Here is a 17,855-nt window from a genome sequence, read left to right as displayed (position 1 = left end):
CTATCTTACAAAGGCCATAGCCACCCCGCCGTCCACATTGAGGACATTGCCGGTAGATTTACTCATCAGGCCTCCTACAAAAACAAAACAGGCATTAGCGATGTCCTCCGGTAATATGGTTTCATTTAATAAAGTACGTTTTGCATAATATGCAGGCAATTCTTCAGGTGTAATGCCATAAGCTTTTGCCCTACCCGCTGCCCAGGCACCTTCCCAGATTTTACTATCCACAATCACCGCATCGGGGTTTACCACATTCACACGGATCCTGTCATTTCCAAGTTCTGCTGCATTTAACCTGCTCAAATGCAGCTGTGCTGCCTTTGCAGAGCCATATCCAGCATTATTAGGTCCTGAAACCAATGCATTTTTACTCCCGATATTCAATATATCACCGCCAAGCTTTTGTTTCCTCAATACTTTGACCGCAGCCTGGGTAATTTTAAACTGTCCTTTTACAAGCACATCATAAAGCAGGTCCCAGTCCTTTTCAGTGTGGTCTTCAATAGATTTTGAGATAGATAAGCCAGCACAATTTACAACGATATCTATTCCCCCGAAATTAATTGCAGCTTTTTGAAAAGCATTTTCTATTTCTCCTACATTTGTTACATTTAAAGGAACCGATATGAGGGCATCTTTCCCATAAGCATCAAGGAAAGCTTTAGAAGTACCCGCCAAGCGTTCTTGATCCATATCGTTCAAAACCACTACAGCACCTTCTTCGATGAACTTTTTGGATATCGCTTTTCCGATACCACCAGCGCTGCCCGTAACGAGTGCAATTTTTCCAGAAAGCGGCATAGGTTTTGGCATGCGTGAAAGTTTTGCTTCTTCCAATAACCAATATTCAATATTGAAAGCCTCCTGCCTGCTTAAAGAAGTATATTCAGAAATTGCTTCGGCACCACGCATCACATTGATGGCATTGGTATAAAATTCTGCCGCTACCCTTGCGGTCTGTTTATCCTTAGCGAAAGAAAACAAGCCCACGCCAGGATATAAGATAATTACCGGATTAGGATCCCGCATTGCGGGAGAATCCGCATGTTTACAAGCTTCATAATAAGCCGCATACATTTCCCTGTAATCTTCGAACAAAGGCTGCAATCTTGCTAAAAGCCCTTCCAGATCCGTTAAATCTTCATTGGGCAATAGATCCAATACCAGCGGACTAATTTTTGTGCGCAGAAAATGATCCGGGCAGCTGGTCCCCATTACTGCTAATCGGTCGAGATCATTAGAATTAATAAATTCCAATACGCGGTGGTCATCTGTAAAATGCCCTATCATAGGCCTTTCAGAAGAACATAAACCACGCAATACAGGTGCAATATTGACTGCTTGCGCTTGTCGTTCTATTTCAGTTAAGCTCTGCATTTTTTCACCACCAAAAACACTGGCCTGTTGTTGTACTTTAAGTTCAATAAACGCAGCACATTTTTCGACAACATCCAGGGTGTTGCAATAGCATTCATAAGCCGTATCACCCCAGGTAAATAAGCCATGAGAACCCAACATAATTCCCTTGATATTTGGATTATTGTCCAGGCATTGCTTAAGTTTCAATCCGAGGTCAAAACCAGGCCTTTGCCATTCCACCCAGCCAATTTCACCATCAAAAAGTTCTTCGGTAATCTTTTTACCATCTTTGGCGGCCGCAATGGCAATAGCGGCGTCAGGATGCAGATGGTCGATATGTTTAAAAGGCAAAAAGCCGTGCAGCGGTGTATCAATAGAAGGCGCTTTTGAATCCAGGTCGTAGATACAATGATTAAACAAGCCGACCATTTCATCTTCCTGCTCCAAGCCTTTGTAGACATTAATTAAATTCTTTAACCTGTCAAGATATAGTGCTGCCAAGCCATTTCTTTTCAATGAACCAATATCACCACCGGAACCTTTGATCCACATCACCTCAACATCCTGAGGTGAAAGGGGATCCGTTTCGATAGTTTTGCAGGAAGTATTCCCTCCACCATAATTTGTAAGCCTTAAATCAGATCCAAGCAGGTTTGACCGGTAAAGAAGCAATGCAACTTCATCGCCCTGCATCTTCTCTGCTATTTCATCTTCCCAGAGATAGTTTACATGTTTATAGGCAGTCATTAATTTCAAATTTATCATATAACTAAATATTAGTATTTATAGACTTTTAGCAAAACCCACGATCACCACCGCTGCTATGATGAGGGTTATGCCGGAGATAATGGTGAAGTAAGTTTTTTTACTTACCCCCTTCCATTCATTTAAGATAACGCCCCAGAGGTTGGCGATAAGAATGATAAAGGCCATATGCAATATCCAGGAACTGGCGCCATTACCCATTTTGCTTTCGCCCATCCCATAAAAGAAAAATTGCAGGTACCAGGTTGTTCCGGCTATTGCGCAGAGCAGGTAATTGGTTCTCAGCGGAACCGATTTATTGCTGTAATCTTTATAGGTTTTATTTTTTAAGTTGAGGATCAAACACCAGATGAAGTTCGTAGCAAGCCCTCCCCATAAAAGAACGATATAGGTAACATTATTCTGGAACAAGAACTCACCGCTGTTAAGGTTTTCGGCTTTCCAGATTTCATTGGCAACACTGGCCATCGGTTTACCAGCTTCAATTCCGAAATTAAAGCAAGCGCTTAATATACCGGCAACAATAGCTACAGTTAAACCAAGTGTAAAATTATATTCGGAGCCGTCCAGCTCTTTTTCAGCTTTTGACAATTCCCTTTCTTTCAGCACAGCTGCTTTTCCGCAAAAGAATATGCCCAGTACACAAATAGCGAGTCCGCCGAGCATGATCAGTCCCCAACGTGAGTTCAGGTAAACCTCAAATGATTCTTTGCCCAGTGTAGGATAGATCTGGTAATAAAATGAAGGAATTAAAGAGCCAAATACCATCGTTAAACCTAACATGACACTGCTCCCGAGTCCTACCCCCAAATACCTTACCCCTAAACCATAGGTTAAGCCACCTATTCCCCACAGTACACCGAACAAAAACGTATAGCCAAGGGTTGCGGCATCTGCCTGTCTGATGATGTCTGCAAAGCCGGGGATGGTTAGCCAGGCGGCAATAGGAGGAACAATAAGCCAGGAAAAGAGGCCGCCAATGATCCAAAGGCTTTCCCAGGCCCAACCACGAACTTTTTTGTAGGGAACATAAAAACTACCGGAAGCGATGCCTCCTGTAAAATGAAAGAAAATACCGGCAAGTAACTGCATAACAAACTTTGGTTAATAGGAACAATCGTTGTATACAATTATAAAAATACTCTTATAGCCAACTGTCCTGAGCTGTTATGAAACACGCCATAATTTTCAGTTTATTTAAATGGAAGAACGAAGGTTCAGGTAAAAAGGGACCTCCTCATGCCTTGTAGATTTATCAAGGATTAATTGAGCAGCGGCGGTTCCCATCCTGCGAAAATCTGTGGAGATCGTGGTAATGCCATTCAAAATAAATTTCTTTAATGGCGTTTCATTGTAAGAAATTACACCAACATCAACTCCGACCTCCAGTTTTAAAGCTAAGATCCTATCTAAAAGCGTCACCAGATCATCTTCCATGAGGTTGATATAAACCTCTCCCGCTTTGATTGGCTCACTGATGATATCACTTACCAATAAGTGAGTAAATCCATATTGCTGACAGAATTTATTAAAGCCTTTAATAATCTCCTGCGGAAAATAACTTTTATCCGGGAAGATGAGTTTCAGGGTATGATATTTACTCAATTGAGTCCTTGCCTGCGATAGTGCGTTATAAATGTTATCAGAAAAGTTTTCGTAAACTGCTGCATATTCACCATCAACACCTGCAATTTTCTTGTCTAACAAGACCAATTTTTCCTTTGGTAAGGAATTAATAATTTCTGCAGCGCCTTCCCTTCCTTCTATAAAATGAGGAATAATTACATAGTGGGTGTATTCATGTTTTGGATTCAATAGCAGCTTTTTGAATACCGTGAAATCATTATTATAGATATAAAAATCAACGGACACATTCTCACCAATGGCGGTAATAAAAGCATCGTAGATAATTTTTTTGTGGGCGCTTAGTTTATTAAAAAACAAGACTACATGCAGCTTCCTCTTTACATCTGAATTCAAAATATAATATCCCTTTCCCGGCACTGAGCCCAGGGCACCTAATTTTTTTAGATATTTATATCCTTTTTCCGCAGTATCTCTCGAAATCTCCAGCATATAACTCAATTCATTGATGGATGGAAGCATGTCATTTTTTTTCAGCATTCCATTGGATATTGCTTTCAATACAGAGTTGGTTAACTGGATATATTTCGGGGTTACCGAATATTCATCAATATTTACATGATCAAAAAAAGGCATTGGTTTCATTAGCATATGTAATTTGTTCTAATTGATAATGAAGCTATCGTAGGATGGGTCCATAAATAATGCGCGTCCATGTGCAATGATGATTTAGAAAGGTGATACTTGGTTAGTTTCGTTGCTTTATCAGCATGATGAAGATAGGAATTAATTTCAATATCTTGCTGTTATTTGATAGTTTAAGCCAGCTGGCTTATTGATAATGATGTGTTCCTTTTCTTTATTAAAATCACTCCAGCTTACTCCATTGATGCTAACAGACTGGATCGGCTTTCCATCAGGATGCCTGAACCGAACAAGTAACTTTTGCGGCACATTGTGATCAGATAAATTTACTACTGCGCTAATTTCATTCTTGGCTGCCTGACTTTCGATTGTAAACGAAAGAGGGCCAAAATAAGTTGGGGCTTTTTTAACAATAATCTGCTTGCCGTTTTCCAGCCATTTCCTTGGAATAGCTTGTCCGATGATTAAAGTGTCATTTTCAATTTCATTCACAAGCATTTTCCTGTACAATTCAAACCATGCACCATCGGTACTCGGCGGTCCATAATATTGACCCCATGCCCATCGGTGTTCAAGCGAAGTCAACTGTCCGTGAGAAAAACCACAGGCCATTAAACTGTAGAATGATCTGATTGCCGATTTAGGATCATCACGTAATAAATAAGCATTTCCTTGTTGAACATAAACAGGCTCATTAGCCGCCCCCAGATTTTTTAAAAACAAATTATCCTCATGATCATGTAGCATAGCCGTGGTAAGCCAACTGTGAGGGTCTAGAACCCCTAACCGTGACAAGTGTAGGGGACCACAATCTACATCAGTAGGATACCATTGTTCCATCATTCTTCTTGGTGTCATCGCATCTGTAGGTACGTAATTAATCCAGGTACCATCTTCTAATTGAACTATAGGCGATTTAACACTGCTGCGCGCAAATTCCCTGGCTACATTATTTTTCATATGTGAAGCCATTACCTGGACTTCTTCCGCACGAGGGTCACCGTATTTTGACAATGCCCGGCCAAATAATTCCAGACCAGCCACAAAATAAGCTTGTGTAAATGCCCATTCTCTCTCCTCTTTGGTAAGATCATTTAGCGGTGCCAATATTAAGCCGGTTTTTCTGTCTCCCAAATTGGCTTTTCTTACTTGATCAAGGCACCAGTCAAGTGTTTTCATTGCATTTGGCAGCAGTTTTTTAAATTCAACTGCATTTTGAGATAACAGGTAATTTTGGGCAACTGTATATAAATGGGCAGGTGAATAAACGCCCCAATTGGCATAACCTGCAATACGGCCATCTTTCTGCTGCTGGGTATTAAACATACTAGCCAGTTCGTCCGCGGCAACTTTTTCATAGCCCCTCAATCCATAGATCATATAATCTACATATACAGCCTGGTTAACCGGCCAATCTGCATTTTTCTGTCCGTAAGCTGTATTTGCATACGGAAGATCCATACGCGGGCTGCCATTTTCATCAACTTGATGACGAGGTAAAATAAGCGCATGCCATAAACTTGCCTTAAAAAGTGCATTGACTTCTTTCTCGGGGACTTCAAAATAAGCACCTCGATTTATCCAGTTTTGCCAATAGTTGATGACACTTTTTCTGGCAGCTAAATAATTGAGGTCAACAATTTTTGATGCATTTGCCGGAGCAACCGCGGGTGAAGGCAGCTTTACGACCAATTCATTAACCGCTCCTTTCCTTAAAGAACCTGTTAAGGAGATCAGGAGCCGTTGCCCATCAGCATGCGCAACCACTTCTTCAAGTTTTACTGAGATTTCTCTTCCCGTATCCAGCATTAACCAAATATGCCTGGTTTGTTTATCAACCACCGCCCAGTGATTTCTAATTTTAATCAGCTCCAACTGACTATTTTTAGCTTCATTATTCAGACTTATGGAAAACTGGATAGGACCTTCTTTTCCAGAAAATTTGAGCTTCGATAACAATACCGTCTTAATATTTCCAGTATGATGGCCAGACAAACCTGCAAGCGGTGCAGCAAATTGTTCCATCTGACAGGATTGTTCATTTCTTTTCAATTGAGTGAGGATGACAGGCAAGCCATTTAATATTTTCTGTTGCTTCCATCGGCTTCCTGCCCACTGAAAATCCAAACGGAATTTATGCGGAGAGGCAAAGTCTGGCCGGACATTACCCCAGCGATCTATCGCGTATTTATAAATTGAACCATGGGCAGCAGCAGTTACCGTCAAATGGCCTGTTGTACCCATATGTTTAGTCTGCCATGAGGCATTCCATTGTAATGGATTGCCAAAATCTATCCACTTTTTTTTAAATTGCTCAAGTGATGCATCAGTGGATTTAGAAACAAGGTCTAATATTCGTTCGCCTTTTAATCCTGCGATATGTTTTTTGAAATCTATTGGCTGATCAGCAAGAGAAAGGAAGACATCCTGTTCAGGAAGCCACATAGCGCCATGTTTTAACAATTGTTCAAGGCCTACGGAGAAACCTTCGGTCCCTTCTTTGTTTAATTGTATGGTGAATATGGGGGCGTCAGGCTTGTTCCAAATATCCGCACTCAACCTTTTGACCTGCCCTGGCGCGCCCTTCTCTAAGAGATAGCCCCACATGCCACCGCCATGAGTTGAATAATCATCCTGATGTTGAGCCCTCTTCCTCAGGCTTGCGGCTGGTGCGGGCCAGCTAATGTTTGCAATTAATTCATCTACATCACCAGCTCCACAATCAAAAAGAAATTCAGATCCAACCTGGTCTCCCCCTTCAAACTGTTGTCCGTTAACCTGGTTTATCAGCAATCCTGCAGATCCATCGATCAACTTCACCCATTTGGTGCTGCGATTGGGATGAGTGTGTCCGAAGGAAATTTTTAAGCTGATATTCCTGTTGTTGTTCCTGGTGAATTGTTGCGCAGAAACTCCCCCGGTTAAAAACAGGGCCATTGCCAACGTTAGAGAAACCATAGTAGACCTGTATTTTATGATATCCTTCATTATCTGCTAAATAAGGTGGAAATACAATGGGTGTTATGAAGATAAGGAAAAAGGTTGGCTCTGTCAGAAAACATATTAATTCGTTTCCGGTAAGCCAAATTCCCGAAAGGATATGGAGCACCGTTCATTTCAAATGGCCATATTTGGAAAGGACTATAGCTATTGTGAATTGCATCAAGGATAGCCCCACCCCTGATGTACCTTTTTTGAGCAAAAGGTAGATACAACGTAGATCCAAGGTAGATCCACCCTAGATCCATTATCACTTATCTTATACTTATATACAGGGTAAGATGCCTTAAAAAATAAGTATTTACCTACATTCGACTTACATCGCATTAATTTCGAAGCCATACCTGTTTTTTGATAGATTCCGCTTTTTTCCAATTTAACCTAAATTATAACCATTAAGATGAAATTAACGTTCTTCGCCTTCTTTAAAACAGCTTTTTTGATTTCGATTTGCTGCTCTTTTATAAGCACCAAGGCTCAGGAAAAGGAATCCATATCGACAGATAAGAAATTATATAACACAATTCTTCATTTGGACAGTGTGATGTTTGATGCGTTCAATACTCATCATTTGGATACTTTAAGGGCAATTTTCTCAGAGGATATCGAATTTTATCATGATATGGGTGGATTAACAGATTATAAACAAAATATAGAATCTTTTAAAGAGGCCTTTAAAAGTGAAAGAAAAGTAAGACGGGAACTGGTGCCCAACAGCGTTGAAGTAAGTCCTATCAAAGATTATGGTGCTGTACAAACAGGTACTCATCGTTTTTACGCAACAGAAAAGGGGAAGCAGGAGAAATTAAGCAGTGAAGCGAAATTCATTACGCTTTGGCGACTGAAAGACGGAAAATGGAAAGTGACCAGGATTATTAGTTATGCGCATCAGGAATATTTAAAATAAGCTATCCTATAATATTTTTTCGCGCACTAGCAAGGTTCTTGAAAGGCTTGATTGGGGTATCGAACAGCAACGTCTCGAAACATGTTAATTCGTTTTCAACCGAAATGAGTGTGTTTTTTTGAGAGGGGGCTAATTCAATAGCCTTTCCTTGTGTAATGGAAGGAAATATTTATTTTAAAAATTTCCGCAACATCACCATATCTTCCAGTTGCACTCCATTTTCAAAGATAGGCTCCGGATAGTTTTCTATAAAAAAGCCTTTTTTAACATCAAACATTTCAAAACCAGCATTCTGATATATTTTAAGCTGCTTAACAGCACTATCTGGAGTTCCAATTAATAAAGTCTTAAAACCCTGTTTTCGCGCCCTGTTGGTGGCATCATGCAATAATAGTTTGCCTATTCCCTGTCCCTGGTGAGCCTGACTCACGGCAATATTTTTTATCTCGATTTCTTCCTGATTGAATACATAAAGCGCATAGGCAGCAATGACTTCATCTTCTTCCTCAATGACAAATAGCTCACTATTAAAAATATACTTTTCAATGGCTTCAATTGTCTCATCGGCAAGGAGTAGTAAATTATACGGTATTTTTTCGTCTTTACGGAGTTGCCTGATGATACAATTATCTTTGGTTTTCATTTCAATAGGCTTGTAAGGTTTAGTGGTTGACATCTTAATGAAGGGGGTAAGCGATAAGGTTTACTAAAAGATTAGATATGGCCATTAGAAAGTAAGAGAGTTTTTTTGTTTTACCTAATTTACAAGGCTTGAGAATGGTTAAACTGGATGTCACCGACCATGACTACACTTACAAATAAACAGCGTTAAAACGCCTGTAAATGGTTAAATATTTTTTGGTCTCATGAAAAAAATCTATTGCTACAAAGAAGTGGTTATTTAGGTGGCACTATTTATACATAACTACGCGTGTAGATACAAATATGTATAAGCAGCCCGGTGACACGGCAAAAGAAGAAATTAAAATATCAAGTTAAAATTGCACCTAAATTTGCATTGTATTTTTAAAAGTCGAAAAAAAAGCCTCTAGCAATATGCTAAAGGCTTTCTTTATTTTAAACTGCGGAGAGAGAGGGATTCGAACCCTCGGTACCCTTTCGAATACACACGCTTTCCAAGCGTGCTCCTTCAGCCACTCGGACACCTCTCCAATTCAGGATTGCAAAAGTATAAAAATTTTTGAATCCTGAGCAATGTTATTCAACAACAGTTATTTTTAACATGTTGGTTTTTCCTTTACGCTCCATTGGAATGGCAGCGGTGTTGATCACGATATCACCTTTTTTGATCAGTTTCATTTCTTTTAACAAGCTGTTTACATCCTGAATCGTTTCGTCAGTGCTTTCAAACTTATCATAATAAAATCCCTGAACACCCCATACCAAGCTTAAAGTATTTAAAAGATTGATATTGCTGGTGAAGATGAAAGTAAGCGCTTTAGGCCTGTGACTTGAAATTTCGAATGCGGTATAACCACTTAAAGTCATGGAAACAATACCTACGGCATTGGTTTGTTTAGAAAGAAAAGCAGCAGTATCACAAATGGCATCGCTTAAAAAGCTTTCATTGTTCTCAATCAAATTCTTTTCCGGGTGGAAAGGATAATCATTGGTCTCGATGTTTTTGATGATCTTCTGCATGGTTTCAATAACGATCAGCGGAAACTCACCAACTGAAGTCTCTCCACTTAACATCACCGCATCAGCACCATCAAGTACCGAGTTAGCCACGTCATTTACCTCTGCACGTGTAGGTCTTGGTGTAGTGATCATGCTTTCCAGCATCTGGGTAGCAATAATTACTGGTTTTGAAGCAGCCCTACATTTGTTAACGATCATTTTCTGCAACAATGGAACTTCTTCCATCGGCATTTCAACACCCAGGTCACCACGGGCAACCATAATACCATCTGAAACTGCAATAATTTCATCGATGTTTTCAATAGCTTCAGGTTTTTCAATCTTAGCAATAACCCTGGCTGTTTTACCTCTTTGTTTGATGATTTCTTTTAATTCAATGATATCGGCAGCATTACGAACAAAAGAAAGTCCGATCCACTCCACATCATTTTTCAATACAAACTCCAGGTTATCGCGATCTTCTGGCGTTAATGATGGAATTGAAACTTTGGTATTAGGTAAATTTACTCCTTTTCTTGAAGTAAGGATCCCTCCGTGTACAATTTCACAGATCACCTCGTCATTGTAATTGGTTTCTACAACGCGCATTTGCAATTTTCCATCATCCAAAAGGATAACTTCACCTGCTTTCACATCTTTAGGGAAATTAGTGTAGGTGATGTAAATGCGTTCTTCATTGCCGATACATTCTTTAGTAGTGATAACCGTTCTGGCACCGTTAACTAAATGAATACCGCCATCTTTAACCATTCCAATACGTATTTTCGGTCCCTGCAAATCGGCAAGGATACCTACATTGTACTGGTGTTTCTTGTTAATATCACGGATAGTATCTAAAACTTCCTGGTGATCGGCTTGTGAACCATGAGAAAAATTAAGCCTGCAGACATCTAATCCTGCATTAAACATACTAAATAAAACTTCTGGTTTTGATGAGGCCGGGCCTAATGTGGCAACAATCTTCGTTCTTGAATGAAAAGGTTTCATTAATTCTATAATTTATAATTAACCGATGATTGAGGGTAGTGTTATTCCAGGAATAACCGGCTAATTTTGGTTTTAAACTTCTTTATTAGATCAAATATAGTGTATTTTGTACACCTATCTTGTAAAAATTATACGATCAAGTTTTCACGCGACTTCAATTTTGCCGGATCTATCTTCGCAGCCACCTGAATATCAGGTAGTTTATTCAACCCGGTAAGGATAGAATTCAGGTCTTCTTTATCCAGATATTGCCTAATAATCAGGAAATAATCGACCTTATTCATCTCCGGAATTAAAAATCCATCAGAACTTTTATTGTTTAGCAGAAAAAATTCATTGTCACCCTGTTCAACATAAAAATAATATTTAGAAAAAGACAGTGGCGGCTTGTCAATATCGAAATAAACCTCGTGATCATCAACTTTTTCAAAATTAAAATGTAGTCGGGTGTTGATGTGGTGGCAAAGCACGTAATCCTTTAAGGATGCGGTGATTGCAATTAAAATAAAATCAAAATCAAGGGAAAGTTTGAGGTAAGTTTTATTCAAAACAGTTTCTTTATTTTAAGATGCGAAATTATAAAAGTAATTTTACTTTACAGTTCGAAATAAAAACATTAAAATTGATACTAAAATAAACATTTGAAATGTGTTAGAATTTATTTTTCTTTGCACTGAATTATTTAACCATTAAATTATAATCATTATGTCTGATATTGCTTCAAGAGTTAAGGCTATTATCGTTGAAAAATTAGGTGTGGACGAGAGCGAGGTTACCCCGGAAGCTTCTTTCACAAACGACTTAGGTGCGGATTCTTTGGATACTGTGGAACTTATCATGGAATTCGAAAAAGAATTCAATGTTGCAATTCCAGATGATCAAGCTGAAACCATTGGTACAGTTGGTCAAGCAGTTGCTTATCTAGAGAAAAACGTAAAGTAAACATACGGTCTCCGTATAATCCGTATAAATGGAATTAAAAAGAGTAGTAGTTACAGGTTTAGGTGCACTCACTCCTATTGGCAATACCGTCCCAGAATTCTGGGATGGATTGTTAAATGGTGTGAGTGGCGCTGCGCCTATTAAAAGTTTTGACGTCACAAAGTTCAAAACCAAGTTTGCATGTGAGCTTAAAAATTTCAATCCTGAAGATTTCATGGATCGGAAAGAAGCCCGCAAATTAGATCAATTTGTGCAATACGCTATAGCGTCTACTGAAGAAGCTGTAAAAGATGGTAATTTTGATTTCACTCAGCTGGATACCAATCGCATTGGTGTGATCTGGGGCTCGGGTATTGGTGGCATAAAGACCTTTATGGAAGAAATGAGGAACTTTTTCTCTGGCGATGGTACGCCAAGATTCAATCCTTTTTTCATTCCTAAATTAATTATTGACATAGTTCCAGGACATATTTCAATAAAATATGGATTACGAGGTCCAAACTTTGCCACTGTCTCTGCCTGTGCTTCCTCAACTAATGCAATGATTGATGCTTATAACTACATTCGCCTGAATATGGCTGATGTGATTATCAGTGGTGGATCTGAAGCTATTATCAATGAGGCTGGTATTGGTGGTTTCAACGCTATGCATGCCCTTTCTACGCGCAATGATGACCCGGCTACGGCCTCCCGACCTTTTGATAAAGACCGCGATGGTTTTGTTGCTGGTGAAGGATCCGGAACGATCATCTTTGAAGAATTGGAACATGCTAAAAAGCGTGGTGCCAAGATCTATGCAGAAATAGTTGGTGGAGGTATGAGTGCCGATGCAAATCACATTACAGCTCCACATCCGCAGGGATTAGGTGCTAGAATGGTAATGACAAATGCACTGAATGATGCAGGATTATCTACGTCAGATATTGATTATATCAATGTTCACGGAACTTCAACGCCACTTGGCGATGTTTCTGAAACACAGGCAATTGTAGATCTTTTTGGTGAAGATGCATACAAGCTGAATATCAGCTCTACAAAATCCATGACAGGCCATTTATTGGGTGCTGCTGGTGCTGTGGAAGCGATTGCAGCTATTCTGGCCATAAAAAATGATATTATTCCTCCAACGATTAACCATTTCACAGACGACCCTCAGTTTGACGCTAATTTAAATTTCACATTTAATGAAGCTCAAAAACGTCCGGTTCGTGCTGCTTTAAGTAATACTTTTGGTTTTGGCGGGCATAATGCCTCTGTGATTTTCAAAAAATACGAGGAATAGAAAAAGAAAAGGATGTTTGAAAATTAATGCCATTATTTAAATTCTATAAGCTCCACCTATCTCCTGATAGAGAGTTTATTAAAAAGCTAAAGAATCTTTTAGGCTTTGTGCCTGGTAATGCCGTTTTATATAAAATGGCATTCAGGCATCGGTCTGTCGCAAAGATCCTTAAAAATGGTAGTAAAAGCAGTAATGAACGCCTTGAGTTTCTTGGCGATGCTATTCTTGGCTCCGTCATTGCCGAACTGTTGTTTAAAAGTTACCCTTATAAGGACGAGGGTTTCCTTACAGAAATGCGTTCTAAAATTGTTAACAGGGCTAATTTAAACCAACTGGCCCGAAAAATGGGCTTTGACCAGCTGATCGTGTTTGACCAGAAAATGGTTAACGCACAAACGAAACACCACTCTATGCTGGGTGATGCTTTTGAAGCATTAATTGGTGCTATTTATCTTGATAAAGGTTACGAGTTTACCAAGGAATATCTTTTAAAAAGGATCATTAAGCCTTACGTGGATGTTCATACTTTGGAAGTAACGGAAAGCAATTTCAAAAGTAAACTGATTGAATGGTGCCAGCGACAAGGTAAGGATATTAGCTTTGATTTGATCGCCAACAGTGAAGGAGACAGTCCGAAATTGTTTACGGTTCAGACCGTTATCGACGGTGAAATCTTTGGAATAGGAAAGGATTACAATAAAAAGAATGCAGAAAAGATGGCTGCAGAAAAGACCTGCGAGAGCCTAGCTATTTAATAATTACTTTTTATTCAGGCTCTCTTTGAATTTTTTTGATGAATCCTGGATATATTTAATGGCATCATAGTCGGTCCACTTTTTCACCAACTCATAGTCAGGACGGTAGTTCAGCATGAAGGTTTCGAGCTCTTTATCTTTCAGATCAGTATGCTTCCGGATCATGGACTCATTAAAATAAGCGTCTACTTCTGTTTGTTGTAATTCTGTAGTGTAATATTTACCAAACCTTCTGGCATTTTTAGGCGTACGGCCAAACAACTCATAGATCGCTGTTAACGGCGTAAAAACGTAGGATAACACAGGTGGCTTCCCTCCGTAAAAGGAGCCCTTATTTCTAAACTCCTGCTTCACATCTTCCATTTCCTGCTTTTTCGTCTGTCCGTAGATATTTACCTGCTCCAGCGTGTGGCTTGCCCGGCTTAAATGTACCAGCAAGTCTTTCTCCGTTGTAATGGCCATATTGACATCCGTATAATCTAGTTTGTAAATTATTAAAGTATCACCAACAAGTGCACCGACTTGAAAAAAACCAAAGTCGTCGCTTCTTACCTGGGCACTGGTTCGCTTATTTACGACCTGCGCAGCGGCAATCCGGTTTGACGTCCCTTTTTCCATCACTACACCTCTGATTATTCCTTTCTCCTGTGCAGAAGCATTGAAAAAAGAGGTCATCAGGCACAGCAGTAAGAGCAAATATATTTTATCAGGGATTCTATTCATTGGTATAAATCTGTTTATAATAGGGTGATAGCTTGCAAAACCATGCCAGCATCATCCTAATTTGTACAAATTTAGTCATAGTTATCGAGGGGAAGGTGTTAAAAATAGTTAATAACACCACGTGCCGTGTAACTATAATAGCCATAGTTTTCAACGATTAAACAATAAATTATATCTTTGCACATGATAAAATCAATGACAGGTTACGGCCTGGCCTCTACAGATCATGAAAATGTTAAGTTTTCAGTAGAGATCAAATCTTTAAACAGTAAGTTTTTAGAACTCAATTTAAAGCTGCCCAGAGCCTATACAGAGAAGGAATTATTTTTACGTAATCTTTGCAGCAAGGATATTGAACGCGGAAAAGTAACGGTTTCCATTAATGTGGAGCGTACTGATGAGCAGCAAAAAGGAGCTCAAATCAATGCTGAACTTTTAAAGAAATACTACAAACAGCTGGCTTCCATTAATGAAGAACTAGGTGCTGACTCCAGCAATCTGCTGCAAGCTGCTTTAAATTTTCCCGACGTCATTAGCTATACAGAAGAAGAAGGCAATGAAAACGACTGGGTTGTGCTACACCAGACTTTCTTAAAAGCACTTCAAAACTTTAACGAGTTCAGGATCACTGAGGGAAAAGTGTTGAATGAAGATCTGGAACTACGTATAAAAAACATTCTTGAATTATTTGCAAAGGTTGAAGAGTTAGCGCCTTTAAGGGTTCCACAGGTAAAAGCTCGCTTGACCCAGTTCCTTGAAGAAAACCTGGTTAAAATCACCATCGACCAAAATCGCCTTGAACAGGAATTGATATACTACATCGACAAATTAGACATCACCGAGGAGCGCATCCGCCTGAAAAGTCACTGCGATTACTTTATAGAAACCTTGAAAGGTAAAGATGCCAATGGCAAAAAGCTAGGTTTTATATCGCAGGAAATAGGCAGGGAAATCAATACCATGGGCGCAAAAGCAAATGATGCGCAGATACAACAATTGGTAGTTGGCATGAAAGAAGAATTAGAAAAGATTAAAGAACAACTGCTTAACGTATTGTAAGCAGGATGGATACAACAATGAAACAAGGCAAACTCATTATATTTTCAGCTCCATCCGGTGCTGGAAAAACAACAATAGTAAAACATTTACTGCAAAAGTATCCTTCTTTAAGTTTTTCAGTTTCGGCTACCACCCGCGAAGCCAGAGGCGATGAACAGCATGAAAAAGATTATTATTTCATTTCTAAAGAGTCTTTTCTGCACAAAGTAGCCCATCAGGAATTCGTGGAATTCGAGGAAGTCTACAATGGGACCTTTTATGGCACCCTGCGCTCAGAAATTCAAAGAATCTGGGATGAAGGCAAACACGTTATTTTTGATATTGATGTGGAAGGCGGACTTCGTTTAAAAAGAAAGTTTGAAGAGAATGCACTGGCTATATTTGTGCAACCACCATCCTTAGAAGTGCTCAAAGAACGTTTAACAGGTCGTGGCACAGATAGTGAATCAAAACTGCAGGAACGCTTCGTTAAGGCTGAAAAAGAGCTGAAATACGCAGATCGATTTGATGTTATCCTGAAAAATTATGACCTTGAGGTCGCATGTAAGGAAGCAGAACAGTTGATCAGCGACTTCATTAAAGAATAACAAGCATGAAAACAGGGCTGTTTTTTGGTTCTTTCAACCCGGTACACATCGGCCATCTGGTTATAGCCAATTATATGGCTAATTATACGGAGCTGGATGAGGTTTGGATGGTGGTTTCACCCCACAATCCGCTGAAAAACAAAAAAGGCTTATCCAATAGTTACGACCGGTTGGAAATGGTGAGGCTCGCTACGGAGAACTCCCTGCAACTGAAAGTAAGCGACATTGAATTTACCTTGTCACAGCCCTCTTATACCATTGATACCCTGATTCATCTGGAAGAAAAATATCCCACTAGAGCGTTTGCGCTGATTATGGGCGCAGACAACCTGGCCTCGTTTAAAAAATGGAAAAATTATGAGGTAATTCTAAAAAATTACAAGCTCTATGTTTATCCAAGGCCGGGTGTAAATGTAGAGGAATGGAAAAATCATCCTGCTGTCGTATTGACGGATACCCCCCAAATGGACATTTCCTCTACTTTTATCCGTAATGCAGTTAAGGAGAAAAAAAACATTCAATATTTTGTACCTGATAAAGTGATTACCTTCATCGAAGGAAAAAACATGTACCGGTAGGAAAGATCAAAAAAACGGCTTCAGCCTTAAAATAGTCGGTATAAAAGAAAAATAGTCGGCTTTTTATGCAAGTCTATTTTTTCCTGGCGCCATTGGCCAACCGAAAGGGTTTTAACAAATTCCGTTTCAGAAGTAAGGTTACTGGCAATGCATAACAGCGTTTGTGGCGCTGCACTTTTCAGTACATCTTCTAAAAGTGCATTATTTCTGAAAGGTGTTTCCATAAACATTTGTGTTTGCTTCTGCTTTTCTGCTATGTTCTCTAATTCCTTGATGCGCTTGGCCCGCTCCTCTTTATTGATGGGCAGGTAACCGTGAAAAGTAAAACTTTGTCCGTTAAAACCAGATGCCATTAATGCCAGCAATATGGAATTTGGTCCTACCAAGGGTACCACAGTAATGCCACGGCGGTGTGCTTCTGCAACAATATCAGCTCCGGGATCTGCAATACCAGGACAACCAGCTTCACTCATTAAGCCAACGTCTTTACCAGTCATTAGTTCTTTAAAGTATGGAACTAATGATGAAGCGCGTTTATGTTTCCCATAATCATGTATCACCAGCTCACTTTGTGGCAATCTTAAACCTGCTTCCTTTAAAAATTTACGTGCTGTTTTCTCGTTTTCTACGATATAGGTGTCAATAGCATTAATGGTTTCCACCAAAAAGGGTGTAAAAGTTTTTGCGGCCGCATTTTCTGCTAAAGGAACTGGAACTAAATATAAGGTACCTTTTTTCATTGGAATATAATTTGTTTTTTAACGGTGATGAAGCTATCATTTGCTCTTGATGGTTTCATGTTGCAAAAGAAAAGAAATAATACGGGTAAAGAGAAGCTTATCGGGTATTAATTGTAATTTCCGTATCTTGTAAAATAGTGGATGCAAATTTAAGACCGCAGTTTTAAGTAGTCAGCCAATTAAATTAGGCACTTCTATTGTTCTCTATTGTAATATTTCACATACATATTAAACCTTTATATTCTTTGGAACTCATATTGAGTATAAATGTTAGGTT

General features: G+C 39.3%; 16 protein-coding genes and 1 tRNA gene. 7 read left to right on the top strand and 10 right to left on the bottom strand.

Translation table 11 applies throughout. The annotated features are described in order from the left end of the window. The 4 genes from WG905_RS09340 to WG905_RS09325 all read right to left on the bottom strand — a co-directional run bounded on the left by WG905_RS09340 (window position 1) and on the right by WG905_RS09325 (window position 7,344). Window positions 1-2,109 carry a bifunctional aldolase/short-chain dehydrogenase gene (locus WG905_RS09340; protein ID WP_339591444.1) on the bottom strand — a complete coding sequence of 703 codons (2,109 nt, stop codon included), beginning with the start codon at window positions 2,107-2,109 and terminating at the stop codon, window positions 1-3. A 36-nt stretch (window positions 2,110-2,145) separates the two neighbouring features. Further along, window positions 2,146-3,219, bottom strand: coding sequence for an L-rhamnose/proton symporter RhaT (gene rhaT, locus WG905_RS09335; protein ID WP_339591443.1), 1,074 nt, complete (start codon window positions 3,217-3,219; stop codon window positions 2,146-2,148). Between the two features lie 105 nt (window positions 3,220-3,324). Beyond that, a complete protein-coding gene (locus WG905_RS09330; protein ID WP_339591442.1) occupies window positions 3,325-4,356 on the bottom strand; it encodes a GntR family transcriptional regulator in 1,032 nt (343 codons plus the stop codon). Window positions 4,357-4,503: 147 nt separating this feature from the next. Then, the gene (locus WG905_RS09325) at window positions 4,504-7,344 is read right to left on the bottom strand and encodes a hypothetical protein (RefSeq protein WP_339591441.1); all 2,841 of its coding nucleotides are present in this window, start codon (window positions 7,342-7,344) and stop codon (window positions 4,504-4,506) included. Between the two features lie 412 nt (window positions 7,345-7,756). Here WG905_RS09325 and WG905_RS09320 point away from each other — a divergent pair, with 412 nt between their 5' ends. Further along, a complete protein-coding gene (locus WG905_RS09320; RefSeq protein WP_339591440.1) occupies window positions 7,757-8,263 on the top strand; it encodes a nuclear transport factor 2 family protein in 507 nt (168 codons plus the stop codon). Between the two features lie 169 nt (window positions 8,264-8,432). On the opposite strand, the gene WG905_RS09315 is transcribed toward WG905_RS09320, so the two are convergent. The 4 genes from WG905_RS09315 to WG905_RS09300 all read right to left on the bottom strand — a co-directional run bounded on the left by WG905_RS09315 (window position 8,433) and on the right by WG905_RS09300 (window position 11,460). Next, window positions 8,433-8,906: a GNAT family N-acetyltransferase gene (locus WG905_RS09315; protein ID WP_339591439.1), complete on the bottom strand. Its 474-nt coding sequence runs from the start codon at window positions 8,904-8,906 to the stop codon at window positions 8,433-8,435. A gap of 442 nt (window positions 8,907-9,348) precedes the next feature. Continuing rightward, window positions 9,349-9,435 (bottom strand) — tRNA-Ser (locus WG905_RS09310). 46 nt (window positions 9,436-9,481) lie between these two features. Further along, window positions 9,482-10,912, bottom strand: a complete 1,431-nt coding sequence (gene pyk, locus WG905_RS09305; RefSeq protein ID WP_339591438.1) for a pyruvate kinase — start codon at window positions 10,910-10,912, stop codon at window positions 9,482-9,484. 128 nt (window positions 10,913-11,040) lie between these two features. After that, window positions 11,041-11,460: an IPExxxVDY family protein gene (locus WG905_RS09300; protein WP_339591437.1), complete on the bottom strand. Its 420-nt coding sequence runs from the start codon at window positions 11,458-11,460 to the stop codon at window positions 11,041-11,043. Window positions 11,461-11,617: 157 nt separating this feature from the next. Here WG905_RS09300 and WG905_RS09295 point away from each other — a divergent pair, with 157 nt between their 5' ends. Genes WG905_RS09295 through rnc form a run of 3 tightly spaced genes read left to right on the top strand, consistent with a single transcriptional unit; the run spans window position 11,618 to window position 13,891 of the window. Beyond that, window positions 11,618-11,854, top strand: a complete 237-nt coding sequence (locus WG905_RS09295; protein WP_031266521.1) for an acyl carrier protein — start codon at window positions 11,618-11,620, stop codon at window positions 11,852-11,854. Window positions 11,855-11,882: 28 nt separating this feature from the next. Beyond that, window positions 11,883-13,136, top strand: a complete 1,254-nt coding sequence (gene fabF / locus WG905_RS09290; RefSeq protein ID WP_339591436.1) for a beta-ketoacyl-ACP synthase II — start codon at window positions 11,883-11,885, stop codon at window positions 13,134-13,136. A gap of 26 nt (window positions 13,137-13,162) precedes the next feature. Further along, window positions 13,163-13,891, top strand: a complete 729-nt coding sequence (rnc, locus tag WG905_RS09285) for a ribonuclease III (RefSeq protein WP_339591435.1) — start codon at window positions 13,163-13,165, stop codon at window positions 13,889-13,891. 3 nt (window positions 13,892-13,894) lie between these two features. Here rnc and WG905_RS09280 read toward each other — a convergent pair whose 3' ends face one another. Then, window positions 13,895-14,614, bottom strand: a complete 720-nt coding sequence (locus tag WG905_RS09280) for a hypothetical protein (RefSeq protein WP_339591434.1) — start codon at window positions 14,612-14,614, stop codon at window positions 13,895-13,897. Window positions 14,615-14,809: 195 nt separating this feature from the next. Between WG905_RS09280 and WG905_RS09275 the strand changes: the two genes are divergently transcribed. Genes WG905_RS09275 through nadD form a run of 3 tightly spaced genes read left to right on the top strand, consistent with a single transcriptional unit; the run spans window position 14,810 to window position 16,838 of the window. Further along, window positions 14,810-15,673, top strand: coding sequence for a YicC/YloC family endoribonuclease (locus tag WG905_RS09275; RefSeq protein ID WP_339591476.1), 864 nt, complete (start codon window positions 14,810-14,812; stop codon window positions 15,671-15,673). 17 nt (window positions 15,674-15,690) lie between these two features. Beyond that, window positions 15,691-16,260: a guanylate kinase gene (gene gmk / locus WG905_RS09270; protein WP_339591475.1), complete on the top strand. Its 570-nt coding sequence runs from the start codon at window positions 15,691-15,693 to the stop codon at window positions 16,258-16,260. Window positions 16,261-16,265: 5 nt separating this feature from the next. Further along, window positions 16,266-16,838: a nicotinate (nicotinamide) nucleotide adenylyltransferase gene (nadD, locus tag WG905_RS09265; protein ID WP_339591433.1), complete on the top strand. Its 573-nt coding sequence runs from the start codon at window positions 16,266-16,268 to the stop codon at window positions 16,836-16,838. A gap of 26 nt (window positions 16,839-16,864) precedes the next feature. On the opposite strand, the gene WG905_RS09260 is transcribed toward nadD, so the two are convergent. After that, window positions 16,865-17,578 carry an SAM-dependent methyltransferase gene (locus WG905_RS09260; RefSeq protein ID WP_339591432.1) on the bottom strand — a complete coding sequence of 238 codons (714 nt, stop codon included), beginning with the start codon at window positions 17,576-17,578 and terminating at the stop codon, window positions 16,865-16,867. Window positions 17,579-17,855: the final 277 nt, after the last annotated feature.

Origin of the sequence: Pedobacter immunditicola (assembly GCF_037482985.1) — a bacterium.
In the GTDB taxonomy this organism is placed as follows: domain Bacteria; phylum Bacteroidota; class Bacteroidia; order Sphingobacteriales; family Sphingobacteriaceae; genus Pedobacter; species Pedobacter immunditicola.
The sequence above is the reverse complement of the archived record's forward strand: the minus strand, read 5'-3'. Positions and strand labels throughout refer to the sequence as shown.

Bases quoted from the DNA above. Each gene is read 5' to 3' on its own strand.
- WG905_RS09340 (WP_339591444.1), bottom strand. From the start codon at position 2,109: ATGACTGCCTATAAACATGTAAACTATCTCTGGGAAGATGAAATAGCA.
- rhaT (WP_339591443.1), bottom strand. From the start codon at position 3,219: ATGCAGTTACTTGCCGGTATTTTCTTTCATTTTACAGGAGGCATCGCT.
- WG905_RS09330 (WP_339591442.1), bottom strand. From the start codon at position 4,356: ATGAAACCAATGCCTTTTTTTGATCATGTAAATATTGATGAATATTCG.
- WG905_RS09325 (WP_339591441.1), bottom strand. From the start codon at position 7,344: ATGAAGGATATCATAAAATACAGGTCTACTATGGTTTCTCTAACGTTG.
- WG905_RS09320 (WP_339591440.1), top strand. From the start codon at position 7,757: ATGAAATTAACGTTCTTCGCCTTCTTTAAAACAGCTTTTTTGATTTCG.
- WG905_RS09315 (WP_339591439.1), bottom strand. From the start codon at position 8,906: ATGAAAACCAAAGATAATTGTATCATCAGGCAACTCCGTAAAGACGAA.
- pyk (WP_339591438.1), bottom strand. From the start codon at position 10,912: ATGAAACCTTTTCATTCAAGAACGAAGATTGTTGCCACATTAGGCCCG.
- WG905_RS09295 (WP_031266521.1), top strand. From the start codon at position 11,618: ATGTCTGATATTGCTTCAAGAGTTAAGGCTATTATCGTTGAAAAATTA.
- fabF (WP_339591436.1), top strand. From the start codon at position 11,883: ATGGAATTAAAAAGAGTAGTAGTTACAGGTTTAGGTGCACTCACTCCT.
- rnc (WP_339591435.1), top strand. From the start codon at position 13,163: ATGCCATTATTTAAATTCTATAAGCTCCACCTATCTCCTGATAGAGAG.
- WG905_RS09280 (WP_339591434.1), bottom strand. From the start codon at position 14,614: ATGAATAGAATCCCTGATAAAATATATTTGCTCTTACTGCTGTGCCTG.
- WG905_RS09275 (WP_339591476.1), top strand. From the start codon at position 14,810: ATGACAGGTTACGGCCTGGCCTCTACAGATCATGAAAATGTTAAGTTT.
- gmk (WP_339591475.1), top strand. From the start codon at position 15,691: ATGAAACAAGGCAAACTCATTATATTTTCAGCTCCATCCGGTGCTGGA.
- nadD (WP_339591433.1), top strand. From the start codon at position 16,266: ATGAAAACAGGGCTGTTTTTTGGTTCTTTCAACCCGGTACACATCGGC.
- WG905_RS09260 (WP_339591432.1), bottom strand. From the start codon at position 17,578: ATGAAAAAAGGTACCTTATATTTAGTTCCAGTTCCTTTAGCAGAAAAT.